General features: G+C 73.5%; 10 protein-coding genes. 4 read left to right on the top strand and 6 right to left on the bottom strand.

The annotated features are described in order from the left end of the window. Positions 1-114 precede the first annotated feature (114 nt). On the top strand, positions 115-279 hold the full coding sequence (locus RMN57_RS09830) for a hypothetical protein (protein WP_313763011.1): 165 nt from the start codon (positions 115-117) through the stop codon (positions 277-279). A 126-nt stretch (positions 280-405) separates the two neighbouring features. Here the strand turns inward: RMN57_RS09830 and RMN57_RS09825 are convergent, their stop codons facing one another. The 3 genes from RMN57_RS09825 to RMN57_RS09815 form a co-directional block, all read right to left on the bottom strand. Next, positions 406-2,778, bottom strand: a complete 2,373-nt coding sequence (locus RMN57_RS09825) for an immune inhibitor A domain-containing protein (protein WP_313763010.1) — start codon at positions 2,776-2,778, stop codon at positions 406-408. Between the two features lie 228 nt (positions 2,779-3,006). Then, positions 3,007-3,384, bottom strand: coding sequence for a YrdB family protein (locus RMN57_RS09820; protein ID WP_313763009.1), 378 nt, complete (start codon positions 3,382-3,384; stop codon positions 3,007-3,009). Positions 3,385-3,469: 85 nt separating this feature from the next. Continuing rightward, entirely contained in the window at positions 3,470-5,536 is a 2,067-nt protein-coding gene (locus RMN57_RS09815; RefSeq protein ID WP_313763008.1) for a prolyl oligopeptidase family serine peptidase, read from the bottom strand. Positions 5,537-5,628: 92 nt separating this feature from the next. On the opposite strand from RMN57_RS09815, the gene RMN57_RS09810 reads away from it, so the two are divergent. Continuing rightward, positions 5,629-6,879, top strand: coding sequence for an aminotransferase class V-fold PLP-dependent enzyme (locus tag RMN57_RS09810; RefSeq protein WP_313763007.1), 1,251 nt, complete (start codon positions 5,629-5,631; stop codon positions 6,877-6,879). 233 nt (positions 6,880-7,112) lie between these two features. Next, complete coding sequence (gene dacB / locus RMN57_RS09805; protein WP_313763006.1) at positions 7,113-8,687, top strand: D-alanyl-D-alanine carboxypeptidase/D-alanyl-D-alanine-endopeptidase; 1,575 nt, start codon at positions 7,113-7,115, stop codon at positions 8,685-8,687. Between the two features lie 36 nt (positions 8,688-8,723). Here the strand turns inward: dacB and RMN57_RS09800 are convergent, their stop codons facing one another. Both RMN57_RS09800 and RMN57_RS09795 read right to left on the bottom strand, forming a co-directional pair. Next, complete coding sequence (locus tag RMN57_RS09800; protein ID WP_313763005.1) at positions 8,724-9,062, bottom strand: metalloregulator ArsR/SmtB family transcription factor; 339 nt, start codon at positions 9,060-9,062, stop codon at positions 8,724-8,726. 29 nt (positions 9,063-9,091) lie between these two features. Further along, positions 9,092-9,466 carry a hypothetical protein gene (locus RMN57_RS09795; RefSeq protein WP_238739882.1) on the bottom strand — a complete coding sequence of 125 codons (375 nt, stop codon included), beginning with the start codon at positions 9,464-9,466 and terminating at the stop codon, positions 9,092-9,094. A 268-nt stretch (positions 9,467-9,734) separates the two neighbouring features. Here RMN57_RS09795 and RMN57_RS09790 point away from each other — a divergent pair, with 268 nt between their 5' ends. After that, positions 9,735-12,590: a DEAD/DEAH box helicase gene (locus tag RMN57_RS09790; protein ID WP_313767759.1), complete on the top strand. Its 2,856-nt coding sequence runs from the start codon at positions 9,735-9,737 to the stop codon at positions 12,588-12,590. 426 nt (positions 12,591-13,016) lie between these two features. On the opposite strand, the gene RMN57_RS09785 is transcribed toward RMN57_RS09790, so the two are convergent. Continuing rightward, positions 13,017-14,360, bottom strand: a complete 1,344-nt coding sequence (locus RMN57_RS09785) for a tetratricopeptide repeat protein (protein WP_313763004.1) — start codon at positions 14,358-14,360, stop codon at positions 13,017-13,019. Positions 14,361-14,390: the final 30 nt, after the last annotated feature.

Here is a 14,390-nt window from a genome sequence, read left to right as displayed (position 1 = left end):
GCGGCGGCTCCCGCTCCGACCCCCGGTCGGGCGCGGCGGGGAGCCTCTTGAGGGCCGCGCCCGACCGGGTTCCACTCCGTTCGGCCCGGGTGCCGCGTTCGGCCGGTGTGCCGCGTGCGCCCCGGGCCGACGTGCGTCGGGTCCGTCGCGCTCGGTGCCTCGCGCCGGGCCCACGTCCTGCTGCTGCTCTCCGTGCTCGCCCTGGCCGCCCCGGCCCACGGCGCGCGCTGCCCGGCCCGGCCGAACTCCGGCCGGGCCGGCGGCCGTTCGCCCCGCTGACGCTGCTCACCCTGGCCGCGGCCGCGCCCGCGCGCCGCCCGTCCCGCGACCGCCGGGGAGAACACGACGGCCGTCCCGGCCCGCGTTGCGGCGGGGCCGGGACGGCCTGATCGGGGGTCGGTCGGCTCAGGAGGCCGGGCCGACGCGGACGGTGGTGATCCGCCCGCCCTGGGTCTCGCGGACCACCTCGATCTTCGTGTTGGTGTCCGGCACCTTCACGCCGAGCTGCGGGGTGGCCGGGTCGCTGTAGACGCCGGTGCGGTCGTTGAAGACCGGGACGGCCGGCTCGCTGCCGATCCGGACCGGGACGCCGCCCTTGTGCAGGGTGAAGGCGGTGGTGGGCTTCAGCGAGAAGACCGCGTCGAAGGTCTGCGCGCGACCGTTGACCAGCGAGCCGTCGGCGAAGCGGATCGGCGCCGGGTGCGCGTCGATCGGCAGGATCAGGCCGCCGCCCGGGTGGTCCTTGGTGTTGTTGTCGCCGTAGCCGGTGTCCCAGAGCCAGACGAGCACGCCTTCCTGGTACGGGTAGTTGTCGACGATGTCCTTCTTGCCGTCGACGCCGGTGTAGCCGAAGTTGTACGGGCCGGTCTTCAGGAAGGCGCCGTAGCCGGCGTACCGGCGGTTCTCCACCAGGTAGGCGCGCGGGTGCTGCTTGACCGCGTTGCGGCCGGTGACGACCGTGAAGCCGGTCGCGGTCCAGCCGTTGGCACCGTCCTCGGCGCCGTCGGTGAACAGCTCGGTGCCGCCCGCGGCGATCCGGACGGCGTCGACCAGGACGCCCCGGCCGTGGGTGTTGCCGTCCGAGGTGACGTGGAAGCGCACCCGGACCTGCTGTCCGGCGTAGCCGTCCAGCGGGATCGACAGCTGCCGGTAGGCGCCCGAAGTGCCGCTCAGGCCGGGCACGTTGGCGGTGGTGTTACCGATCGGCGCGCCGTCGACGGTGCCGGGGAGCGCCTTCCAGGTCCTGCCCTCGTCGGTGGAGGCCTCGACGGTCAGGAAGTCGTAGTCCTGCTCGACGTCGTACCAGGCGGCGGCGGTCAGCGTGACCTGGCCGGTGACCTGGCGCAGGTCGACCGTGCGGGCCAGCGCGTTGTCCAGGTTGTCGCCGGTGTCGCTCCACCAGTGCCGGCCGCCCTGGTAGGGGTCGGCGAGCTCGGTGGTGGTGGTGCCGTCGGGCAGGTGCACCAGCACGGCCTGGGCCTGGTCGGTGTTGTAGCCGCTGACGCCGAGGGCGTGGCTGGAGCGGGTGGCGGCCTGCGCCTCGTCGTAGTTGAGCCAGCCGAACTGCAGCTTGCTCCAGGCGTCGAGGTCACCGGGGTAGCCGCCGGTGGTGTTCCGGCCCTTGCCCAGGTACGAGCCGGAGGACATCAGCGACCAGAAGTTGACGCTGTTGTCGCCGCCGGTGGTGCTGTAGAGGTCGGGCAGGCCGAGGTTGTGCCCGAACTCGTGGGCGAACAGGCCGACACCGCTGTTCTCGCCGGCCTGCACGTAGTCGTAGACGTACAGGCCGGTGTCGCCGACCGGTGCGCCGCCGATCCGGTTGCCCGCCGGGCCGGTCGCGCCGGTCGGGTCCGGGAAGGTCCAGCTGCGGTGCGCCCACAGCGCGTCGGCGCCCTGCGCGCCGCCGCCCCAGGTCTCGTCGACGCCGGCGTGCACCACGACCACGTTGTCGAGGTAGCCGTCGGGCTGGTCGAACTCGCCGTCCTTGTCGTGGTCGTAGCGGTCGTAGACGTCGTACTGGGCCAGCTGGGCCTTGACGTCGGCGGCCGTGCGGCCCTTGGCGATCTCGCCGTCGTACCAGGCCTTGACGGCGTCCCGGACGAACTCCTGGGCCTGGGTCCAGGCGCCGGAGCCCTGCGGCCCCTTGTTGCTGCCGTACCGCGCCTCGTTGTACGGCACGGTGACCCAGTCGCTGACGGTGCCGTCGAGGTCGTACCGCCCGGAGGACTGGGTGCGGTAGTAGTTGCGCAATGAGATCGCGCCGGGGGTGTCGTCGAAGAACATCTGCTGGTAGTAGCCGCGGTCGAAGTCGGCGCTCCACAGCGTGTGGTTGTCGCTCTTGCCGGGCTTGGGGATGGTGTCGTGCCGCGGGCCGGGCGTACCGCCGTAGCGGGGCTGGCCGTTGTACAGCGTGGTGTTGTCCACCTCGTCGCCGAACTGGGCGAGGATGACGAAGACCTTGTCCTTGCGCTGCTGCGCGAGTTGGACGTAGTCGTTGCCGATCTTCACCTTGCCGGGCGCCCGCTTGTCGGCGGTCTTGGCCACGGCGCCCTTGTTGAGCTGTTCGAGCGCCTTGGCGCGGAGCGACTGGCGCTCGCGCTCCTGCGGGGCGAGCGGGCCGGGCGGGGCCTCGGCGCCGCCCTCCTCGGCCGCCTGGGCGGCGATGCTCGACACGGTGACGGGGGACGGGGGAGCGGCCTGGGCGGGGGTGCCGAGGAGGGTGGCCGCTATCGCGCTCGTGGTGAGCGCGGCCGCGAGTGCCGCGGACAGTCTGCGCAACTGACCGGTCCTTTCCGGACGGTGGGTGGTGGTGCGAGGGACGACCGACGGTCGGGGAGCGCAGGTAATATTTCACATGTCATGGTTCACGCGGAAGGGCCGCGCAATGGGCGCTGCGGCAGGCCGTCCCGGGGCCGTCCCGGTGCCGTCCCGGTGCGCTTCCGGCGCCCTTCCGGCAGCCGGAAGGGCGCCGCACGGTCCGTGCGGCGCCCTCGGGTTGGCGGTCGGTCAGCCCGCGGTGTACTCGACGGCCACGCTGACCAGGGCCACGGCGCCGAAGACCAGCGCCAGGGTGGAGCGGCCCGCGGCGTTCAGGGCCAGCGCGCCGACCGCGAAGACCGCCAGCTTGACCGCGATCTCCGCGGCCAGCGGCAGCCGTACGGTCGGCCCGCCCGCAGCCAGGAACAGCCCCCAGGTGGCGGCCGCCGCGGCCGGTGCGCCGATGCCGAGCAGCACCCGCGTGAGCGGCCCGGAACCGGTCCTGAAGCCCCAGTAGCAGAGCGCCGCCAGCAGCCCCAGCTCCAGGGCGAAGGCGACCCCGCCGTTGACGACGGTCAGCGGTGTCCAGTGGCGCCGGGCGACCGGCCCGGGTCTGGCGATCCTCATCCTCGATCCTCCCCGTCGGGTCGCCGCCCGGGCGGGCGGCGATCACGGCGGGAGTGTCGCAGCCGGCGGCCGCGAACTCAATGGATCAGCCCAGGGCGCCCCGGAGGAAGGCGAGTTCGGCGGTGGCGACCTGTTCCTGGACGCCTCCCGGCGTCATGTGGGTGACGCCTGGCAGCGGCAGCACGCTGTGCGGCCGGCCGGCCCGGGTGAGCGCCTGCGAGAGCAGCAGGGTGTGCGAGGGGTGCACGTTGTCGTCGGCCAGGCCGTGGACCAGCAGTAGCGGGCGGGTCAGCCCGGGCGCGTCGTCCACCAGGCAGTCCGCCGCGTAGCCCTCGGGGTTCTCCTGGGGCAGGCCGAGGTAGCGCTCGGTGTACGCGGTGTCGTAGTGGCGGAAGTCGGTGGGCGGCGCGCCCGCGCAGGCGGCGTGGAAGACGTCCGGGCGGCGCAGCACGGCCAGGGCGGCGAAGTAGCCGCCGTACGACCAGCCGCGGACGCCGACCCGGCCGAGGTCGAGGTCGGGGTGGTCCGCGGCGAGCGCGTGCAGTGCGGCCACCTGGTCGTCCAGCGCGACCTGGGAGAACCGCCGGAAGATCGCCCGGGTGAACTCGGGGGAGACGAACGGGGTGCCCCGGTTGTCGGTGGTGACCACGGCGAAGCCCTGGTCGGCCCACCACTGGCGGAGCTGCCAGCGGCGCGGCTCGGCGGCCACCGCCTGGTAGCCGGGCCCGCCGTAGACGTCCAGCAGCACCGGCAACCTCCGGCCGGCCACGTGGCCGCGCGGGTACACCACGGCGGTGGGCAGGGCGAGTTCGGTGACCCGGGCGAACTGCGGCCGGACCGTGAACGGCAGTTCGGCCGCGAGGTCGGTCAGCTCGGCCTCGCCGTGCGGGCCGGTGAGCCGACGGCGGACGCCGTCCGGGCCGGCGGAGGTGAGCAGCAGCGTCCCGCCGGCGGCGAGCGCGCTGTGGAAGCCGGCTCCGGGGCTCAGCCGCTCGGGTGCGCCGCCGTCCGGGTCGACCAGGTGGACGTGCTGGTCGACCGGGTCGCCCTCGCCGGTCTCGCAGAGCAGCCGGCCGTCCAGCCGGCCCACGACCCGGCGGATCTGCAGGCCGGCGGTGTCCAGCGGCTTCCCGTCGAGGGCCAGGCCGCGCGCGTCCGGGGTGTCGTGGACGGTGAGCAGCCGGCCGTCGGCCAGCCGGGCAGGCGTGCCGGGCAGGTCGTCCACCCAGAACTCGTCGGTGGTGCGGGAGAGTTCGGTGGTCGTGCCGGTGGCCGGGTCGGCCGAGAGCAGCAGGACGCGCTGCTGCAGCCGGTCGGCGACGGTGAGCAGCAGCTCGTCCGTGCCGGACCACTCGGCGGCGCAGACGTAGGGGAACTCGGCGTCGTCCCAGCGCAGTCGGACCTTGCCGCCGTCCAGGCCGAGCACCCAGAGCTGGACGTCGGCGTTGGGCCCGCCGGCCAGCGGGTAGGCGAAGGACTCGGGCTCCTCGCCGGGGCGGGCGGGGTCGGCGAAGTGGCGCAGTACGAGCGCGGACTCGTCCACCCGGGCGGCCAGCAGCGCGCCGCCGTCCGGCCGCCACCAGTGCCCGCGGGAGCGGCCGAGCTCCTCGGCGGCGGCGAACTCGGCCACGCCCCAGCGGGCGCCGTCGGCGGGGCTGAGCGGCGTCCGGTCGGGGGTGACGTGGAGGGCGTCGTCGGCGACGTAGGCGACCCGGTCGCCGGCCGGGGCCGGGCGGGGGTCGAAGGCGGGCCCGGCCACCGGGAGTTCGGTGCAGCTGCCGGTGGCGGTGTCGGCCCGGAAGAGCCGGCCGTCGAGGGTGAACACGGCGACCGCGAGGTCGCCGGTGGCTGCGAAGGAGCCGATGCCGGCGGCGGTGAGCCGGATCCGCTCGCGGAGCCGGCGCTCGACGGCGGGCAGCGCAGCCGGGTCGCCGGTGCGGCCGGGGACGAGCGCGGCCGGGTCGGCGACCAGGCGCTCCTCGCCGGTGGCCGCGTCGACCAGGAGGAGGCGGTCGACCGGGTCCTCCGCGCCGGTGGAGCGGAGCAGCAGCAGCCGGGTACCGTCCTCGCCGAGGGTGATCGCGCGCGGGGCTCCGAAGCCGAAGCGGCCCGTACGGGCGCTGAGGGACAGGAAGGGGTCGGTGATGGTCACGGCCCGATGTTCCCGGTGAGACCATGGCCGGGCCAGTAGTGAGACATGTGAAATGTCACACACCACATTGAGGATTCGCCCCGGAGGCAGCAGTGACCGAAGCCCCGTACCCCGCCGTCGAGCCGCCGTCGAGCACCGCCGTCGAGCCGCCGGTGAACGCCGCCGTCCAGCCACCGGTGAACGCCGCCGTCGAGCCGCCGGCGCCGCTGCCCGGGACGGAGGAGCTGTTCACCCTGGACCGGGAGTCGGTCCACCTCAACCACGGCTCGTACGGCGCGGTGCCGGTACCGGTCCAGCGGGTGCAGGAGCGGCTCCGGATCGAGCAGGAGCGCGACCCGGACGGCTTCTTCGCCGACCTGCCGGCCCGGGTCGGGGCCGCCCGGACCGCGCTCGCGGCCGAGCTCGGCACCGACCCGGCCCTGCTCGCCCTGGTCTCCAACGTCACCGAGGCGGTCGCGGTCGCCCTGGACAGCGTCCCGCTCGCCCCCGGTGACCGGATCCTGGTCACCGACCACGGCTACGGCGCCGTCACCGAGGCCGTGCGCCGCCGCGCCGCGGAGGCCGGCGCCGAGGTCGACACCGTCCGCCTGCCGCTCGGCCTGCCCGACCAGGACGCCGTCACCGAGGCCGTCCTGGCCGCGGTCGGCGGCCGCACGGTGCTCGCCGTGCTCGACCAGATCGCCTCGCCCACCGCCCGCCGGATCGCCGGCCCGGCCCTGCTCGCGGCCCTGCGCGAGGGCGGCGTGACCACCGTGGTGGACGGCGCCCACGCCCCGGGCATGCTGGCCGGCCCGGTCGAGCCGGCCGCCGACTTCTGGTTCGGCAACCTGCACAAGTGGGCCTTCGCCCCGCGTGCCACCGGCGTGCTCGCCGTCCGCCCCGAGTGGGCCGCGCGGGTCCGCCCGCTGGCGCTCTCCTGGGAGCACCACCGCGGCTACCCCGCCTGCGTCGAGTGGCGCGGCACCTGCGACTACACGCCGTGGCTGGCGGCCCCGGCGGGCTTCGAGGTGCTGCGGTCGTTCGGCGCCGACCGGGTGCGGCAGCACAACGAGCGGCTCGCCGGCTACGGCCAGGCGCTGCTCGCCGAACGGCTCGGCCTGGAGCCGCTGCCGGCCACGCCGGGCGTCTCGATGCGGGCCCTGCGACTGCCCCGGGGGTGGGGCGAGGAGGAGGCGGCGGCCCCGGCCCTGATGGCGGAGGTGTGGCGGCGGCACGCCGTCCGGACGGTGGTGCGCCCCTGGCCGGGCGGCGGGGTGCTGCGGGTCAGCGCGCAGCTCTACAACCGGCCGCGGGACTACGAGCGGCTCGCGGCGGGGCTCGCGGAGCTGCTGAAGGAGCGCTGACGGCGCGCCGCACGCTCCGCCGACCGGGCGGGCCGGGTGCGTGTCGCCGCGGTGGCGGTGGGCCGGGTGCCCCAGAGTGGTGCCGCCGCCGCGGCGCCCGGCTGCGCGGGGCGGTCCGTCGCAGTGCCCTCGTCCGTCGGGGCGCCTGACGTCGGTCCCGGCGCTTCAGGTCCGTCGCAGTGCCCAGGTCCGTTGCAGCACCCCCGTCCGTCGCAGCACCCCACGGAGGCCCCGTGCGTTCCCTTCCCGCCCGGCGGTGGTGCGTGCCGCTGGCCGCGCTGCTCACCGTGCTGTTCGTCGCCGGCCCCGTGGCGGGCCGCCCGAACGCCGAGGCGCGGGCCGGCACGGAGCTCGCCGCCGACCTGGACCGGCTGCTCACCGATCGGCGGCTGGCCGGTGCCCAGGTGTCGGTGCAGGTCACCGACGCCGCCACCGGTGAGGTGGTCTATCAGCACGCGAGCGATGCGCTGCTGCTGCCGGCCTCCACCCTGAAGACCGTGACGGCCGCCGCCGCGCTGGAACTGCTCGGCCCGGACCACCGCTTCGCCACCGAGGTGCTGGCCGACGGCCGACGCAGCGGCGGCGTCCTGGACGGCGACCTGGTGCTCCGCGGTGGCGGGGACCCGAGCCTGCTGCCGGCCGATCTGGACGAACTGGCCGGCCGGGTCGCCGCGGCGGGCGTCACCGGGGTCAACGGTGCCGTCCGGGCCGATGCCACCCGCTGGGACGACGTCCGGCTGGGCCCGAACTGGGCCTGGGACGACCAGCCGTACTACTACAGCCCGCAGATCTCGGCGCTGACCCTCACCACCGACACCGACTACGACCCCGGCACCGTCCGGCTGACCGTCACACCGGCCGCGGAGCCGGGCCGCCCGGCGGCCGTCCGGCTCACCCCCGCCGACGCCCCGGTCCGGCTGACCGGCCGGATCGACACCGCGCCGGGCGGCGGCGCACCGGCGCTGGACGTCACCCGCCGGCTCGGCGGCAACGAGATCGTGCTCGCCGGCAGCCTCCCGGTGGGCGCCGCCCCCACCGACGAGTGGGTCACCGTCGACGACCCGGCCGCGGTGGCCGCCGCGGTGTTCGCGGCGGCCCTGGAGCGGCACGGCGTGACGGTGGCCCGGGGCGTGGCGGCCGGACCGGCCGCGGCGGGCGCCGCCACGCTTGCCCGGCACGAGTCGGCGCCGGTCGGCGAGCTGCTGGTGCCCTTCCTCAAGCTGAGCAACAACGGCATCGCCGAGCACCTGGTGAAGGAGATCGGCTTCGTCCGGGCCGGCTCCGGCAGCTGGTCCGCCGGTCTCACCGAGGTCGTCGCGTTCCTCTCGCGCAACGGCCTGGACGTGACGGCCGCCCGGCAGAGCGACGGCTCGGGGCTGTCCCGGCACAACCTGATGACCGCCCGCCGGTACGCGGCCCTGCTGGGGTTCGCCCGCAGCCGTCCGTGGTTCCGGACCTGGTACGACGCCCTGCCGGTGGCCGGCGACCCGCGCCGCATGGTCGGCGGGACGCTCACCCGCCGGATGGTCGGCACCGCCGCCGAGGGCCGGGTGCACGCGAAGACCGGCTCGATGACCGGGGTCGACGCCCTGACCGGGTACGTCGAGGGCGACGGGCGGACCCTGGCCTTCACCGTGCTGTTCAACAACTTCGCCGGTGACAGCCCGCGCCCGGTGATCGACGCGCTCGTCGTCCGACTGGCCGGGGGACCCGCGGTGGCGCCGCCGCCCCCGCCGCCCCCGGCGCCTGCGCCGTCCTCGCGCCCGGTCGTCCGGACGGGCGGGAAGGCGGCCCTGGACTGGACCTGATCGGGCCGCCCGCCGGTACCCGGCGAGGCGCCGCGGTCACTGCTGGTCGCCGTCGGCGCGCAGCTCGGCGAGCAGGGTGTTCCGGTCGTCGATCAGCTCGGTGAGGATCCGCCGGGCGGCCCTGAGCAGGTCGGCGACCTCGCCGCCGGCGAGTGCGTACACCACCGTGCTGCCCTCCCGGGTGGCGGTGACGATGCCGGACCGGCGCAGGACGGCGAGCTGCTGGGAGAGGCTGGACGGCTCGATCTCCAGCTCGGCCAGCAGCTCGCGGACGGGTGTCGGTCCGGCCTGTAACAGCTCCAGCACACGGATCCGGATCGGATGGCCGAGCATCCGGAAGAACTCGGCCTTGGCCTGGTAGAGCGCGACCCCCACGACGTCCCCTTCCCTGGTGCCCGGTCCGCTCAGATCTCCAACTTGAGCTCGATCCGCTTCAGCTGGTGCCGGGCCATCGCCAGGTTGGAACGGGTGCGGTTGAGGGCGAGGAAGAGGAAGAGCCCGCGGCCGTTCGGCATGGTGAGCGGCCGGACCAGGTGGTACTGGCTGGTCAGGGTGACCAGGATGTCCTCGATCTCGTTGTCGTGGAGGTTGAGCAGCTCCATCGCCCGCATCTTGGCCCGGACCACGTCGGTGTTGCCGGCCGCCGCGACGTTCAGGTCGAGCTCCCCGCCGTCACCGAGCGTGCCGAGCGCCATGCCGCTGCCGTAGTCGACCAGCGCGACGCCGATCGCGCCGTCGATCGCCATGGCTTCCTTGAGCGAGGTCTCCAGGTTCGCCATCGTCTTCTCCTCCTGTCGTGGCGGCCGCGGGAAGCGGCTGCCGTGCGTGGTGGCTTCGACACCGAATGTAGGGAGGACGCACGGCGATCCACCGAGCTTGACCGGAGTTGATCAAATCTGGTCGTTTCGCGACTGGTTGAAGATATTTGCAACTATGGATATGAGAGAGAACCGATCCGATGGTGCGGAAAACGGTGCTATCGATGTCGGTCCTCCCGGGTAACCTCTCGCTGAGATGCGAGATCACACCAACCACACCCGGACGGCGATGAACACCCCTCTGCCCGAGCACCCCGAAGAGCGGGAGCTCAACCCCGCCGAGGCGTACGCGGCCTTCCGCCGCCGGGCCAAGGAGCAGGCCACCGCCCTCTACGGCTTCCAGCAGCTCTACGACTTCGAGCTGGACGAGTTCCAGATCGAGGCCTGCCAGGCGCTGGAGGCGGGCGAGGGCGTCCTGGTCGCCGCTCCGACCGGCTCCGGCAAGACCATCGTCGGCGAGTTCGCCGTCCACCTGGCCCTCCAGGCCGGGCGGAAGTGCTTCTACACCACGCCGATCAAGGCACTCTCCAACCAGAAGTACGGCGACCTGGTCAAGCGCTACGGCGCCGCCAAGGTCGGCCTGCTGACCGGTGACAACACGGTCAACGGCGACGCGCCCGTGGTGGTGATGACCACCGAGGTGCTGCGCAACATGCTCTACGCGGGCTCCAGCACCCTCAACGGCCTCGGCTACGTGGTCATGGACGAGGTGCACTACCTCGCCGACCGCTTCCGCGGCGCCGTCTGGGAGGAGGTCATCATCCACCTCCCCGAGTCCGTCACCCTGGTCTCGCTCTCCGCCACCGTCTCCAACGCCGAGGAGTTCGGCGACTGGCTGGACACCGTGCGCGGCGGCACCAAGGTGATCGTCTCCGAGCACCGCCCGGTGCCGCTCTGGCAGCACGTGATGGCCGGCAACCGGATGTACGACCTGTTCGCCAGCCCCGACCGCGACGGCCGCCCCAAGGACGCCCCGCGCAACCCGGCCAAGGCGGTGAACCCCGAGCTGGTCCGGCTGGCCCGCTCCGAGCTGGACCGAAACCCGCGCGACAGGTTCGGCCGCGGCCGCGGCCGTTCGATGCCCAACGGCCGCCCCGGCCGGGTCTGGACGCCGGGCCGGGTCGACGTCATCGACCGCCTGGACGCCGAGGGCCTGCTGCCCGCGATCACCTTCATCTTCAGCCGGGCCGGCTGCGAGGCCGCCGTCCAGCAGTGCCTCTCCTCCGGCCTGCGGCTCAACAAGGAGGAGGACCGCGCCAGGGTGCGCGCGATCGTCGAGGAGCGCTGCGCCGACATCCCCGACGAGGACCTGCACGTCCTCGGCTACTTCGAGTGGCTCGACGGGCTGGAGCGCGGCATCGCCGCCCACCACGCCGGCATGCTGCCGCGGTTCAAGGAGGTGGTCGAGGAGCTCTTCGTGAAGGGGCTGGTCAAGGCCGTCTTCGCGACCGAGACCCTCGCGCTCGGCATCAACATGCCCGCCCGCTCGGTGGTCATGGAGAAGCTGGTCAAGTGGAACGGCGAGACCCACGCCGACATCACCCCCGGCGAGTACACCCAGCTCACCGGGCGGGCCGGCCGGCGCGGCATCGACGTCGAGGGCCACGCCGTGGTGCTCTGGCAGCGGGGCCTCGACCCGGAGGCACTGGCCGGTCTGGCCGGCACCCGCACCTACCCGCTGCGGTCCTCGTTCCGGCCCTCGTACAACATGGCCGTCAACCTGGTCTCGCAGTTCGGCCGGCACCGCTCCCGCGAGCTGCTGGAGACGTCCTTCGCGCAGTTCCAGGCGGACCGCTCGGTGGTCGGCATCGCCCGCCAGGTCCAGCGCAACGAGGAGGGGCTGGAGGGCTACCGCGCGTCGATGACCTGCCACCTCGGCGACTTCGACGAGTACATGGAGCTGCGGCGCCGGCTCAAGGACCGCGAGAACGAGCTGGCCCGCGAGGGCACCAGCCAGCGCCGGGCCGCCGCCGTCGAGTCCATCGAGCAGCTCAAGCCGGGCGACGTCATCCACGTCCCCACCGGCAAGTTCGCCGGCCTCGCCCTCGTCCTCGACCCGGGCCTGCCGCCGGTCAGCCGCAACGGCCGGACCGGCACGCGCCACCCGGACTACCAGGACGGGCCGCGCCCGGTGGTGCTCACCGCCGAGCGGCAGGTCAAGCGGCTCGCCATGATCGACTTCCCGCACCCGGTCGCCGCCATCGAGCGGGTGCGCATCCCGAAGTCGTTCAACCCGCGCAGCCCGCAGTCCCGGCGCGACCTCGCCTCGGCCCTGCGCACCAAGGCCGGGCACCTGGAGCCCGAGCGGTTCCGCCGCGGCCGCGCGGCCGCCGCCGACGACCCGGAGATCACCCGGCTCCGCGTGGAACTGCGCCAGCACCCGTGCCACGGCTGCGACGAGCGCGAGGACCACGCCCGCTGGGCCGAGCGCTACCACCGGCTGCACCGCGACACCGAGCTGCTGGAGCGCCGGATGCGCTCCCGCACCCACACCATCGCCCGCACCTTCGACCGGGTCTGCGCCCTGCTCACCGACCTCGGCTACCTGCGCGGCGACACCGTCACCGACGACGGCAAGCGCCTCGGCCGCCTCTACGGCGAGCTCGACCTGCTCGCCTCGGAGTGCATCCGCGAGGGCGTCTGGAACGACCTGGCCGCGGCCGAACTGGCCGCCTGCGCCTCGGCGCTGGTCTACGAGGCCCGGCAGTCCGACGACGCGGCCGCGCCCCGGGTGCCCGAGGGCAAGGCCAAGGAGGCGCTCGGCCAGATGGTCCGGATCTGGGGCCACCTCGACGCCCTGGAGGAGCAGCACCGGATCAACACCGCCGAGGGCGTCGGCCAGCGCGAGCCCGACCTCGGCTTCGCCTGGGTCGCCTACCGCTGGGCGCTCGGCCACAGCCTGGACCAGGTGCTGCGCGACGCCGACATGCCGGCCGGCGACTTCGTCCGCTGGACCAAGCAGCTGATCGACGTCCTCGGCCAGATCCAGGACGCGGCCGGCGAGGACGCCGAACTGCGCAAGACCGCCCGCAAGGCCGTCGACGGCATGCGCCGCGGCATCATCGCCTACTCCTCCGTCGGCTGATCCCACACGGTGGGTGAAGGGCCCGTCCTCACCGAGGACGGGCCCTTCACCATGCCCGGACCGGCCCGGTGGATGCCACCCCCCACCCCCCACCCCCCGTGCGCGGCTTCGGCTTCGCCTCGCCGCTTCGGTTCTTTCCTACGCAGGAGACAAAGGTGCCTCTGCCCCTGCCTGGAGACAGGGGCAGAGGCACCCCGGGGATCTGACTACGGAGGCTGGTGATAGTGCTCACGGGACAGAACAGCCAGGGCGCGCTCGGCCCAATCGGGGTCCAGGGTCGGCGAACTCGGCGCCCAGTCTTTTGGCGTCGCTCGGTCCGAGCGACGCCCCCGACCCACGGCTCCCCTTCTGCCATGACTGTGGGTCCAGGTGGGGCTGATGACCCACGGCGACATCCGAAGCGGTTGAACTACTGGGGGTAGGGGATCAGGCCAGGCGGTGTGCCATCGGCCGGGCGCGTTCGAGGAGTTCACGGACATGGGGGTTGCGGCGGTGCGGTCGGGTCGCGGACAGCATCGTGCGGAAGCGATCGTCGGCGCGGCCGGATTGGACATGCGGGAAGTCGTCCAGGGCGAGGTGCCAGTTCTGGACGGCTTCCTCCAAACGCCCAGCTTCGAGTTGCCATTCGGCGACTATCGCCCTGTGCCGTACCCGGGCTCGGCGGTACACGGCGGGCCGGACCTTCTCGGAGTGCTGGAGTGCCCGGATCGCGCCCTCACGGTCGCCGAGCTCGTAGCTGACCTGTGCGACGTGGTATGAGAGTGACGCCGGGTCGTAGGAGCCGTGGGTTTTGGCCTTGGATTCGGCCTGTTCCATGGCGACTTCGGCTTCGCGGAGCTTGGTTACCGCTCCCGCGCCGTCGCCGGTCTGGGCGAGCGCGTGGGCCTGCTGCCCGGCGAGGAAGGCGCGCATCCTCGGGCCGGCCTCGGGTGAGGCCGCAGCGGCGGCGTTCGCGTACCGCAGCGCAGGAGCGCCGTGGCCGAGTTCGACCGCTTGGACGCTCATGCCGCGCAGGGTGGTGCAGTAGGTGAGGTGGTCGCCGGCGGCGAGGGCGAGCTCCAGTGCCTTTGTGTAGTAGCTCTGGCCGAGCAGGTCCAGGCGTTCGTCCACCGCCATGTAGCCGGTCAGGTAGAGGTGGTCAGCAGCGGCGGACAGCATCGCCTTGCGTACCTCGTCATTGGCGGCGGCTTTCAGGTACGGGGCAATGTTGTTGACCATGAACGCGGCGGCCATCGGCCGGGCGGTCCGGCCGCCGAACTGGTCGTCCAGTTCGCTGATCCGCTCGGTCATGGCGGTCACCGATTCGACCTCGGCCATACCGATCCTCGAATGCGGATCGATCTTCAGCCGTTCGAACCGGCCGATGATGTCCGGCCAGCCGGGGATGGTGAGCGCGACCGAGTACAGGCCCGCCCCGAGCAAACCCCTGCGAGATGGGTCCATGTCCACGCTCCCGAGGTCGATCAGTCCTGCCACCGTATCCGTGGATTGGGGCTGAATGTCAGGCTCGGCGGCTAAACCCGCCTCAAACAGGGTGATGGGCCGTCCCAGACGTCGGGTCAGGGCCTCCAGGACCACCTTCTGGTACCTGGCCATGGGACGGGTTCCCGAGAGCCAGTGCGAGACGGCCGACTCGTCGTACTTCAGCTTGTAGCCGGCCTCGGTGCCAGCCCGGTTGACCGCGCGGGCGAACTCGCCGTTGCTTGCCCAGCGACATTCCTCGACCAATGCGGCGAGCTTGCGGTTGGGTGTCCGTTCGCGTGCTGCCATCGCCGCTCCCCGGGGCAGGTTTCAAGGGTT

This window comes from Kitasatospora sp. CM 4170, from assembly GCF_032110285.1.
Classification (GTDB): Bacteria; Actinomycetota; Actinomycetes; order Streptomycetales; family Streptomycetaceae; genus Kitasatospora; species Kitasatospora aburaviensis.
This window is presented reverse-complemented; position numbering and strand designations above follow the sequence as displayed.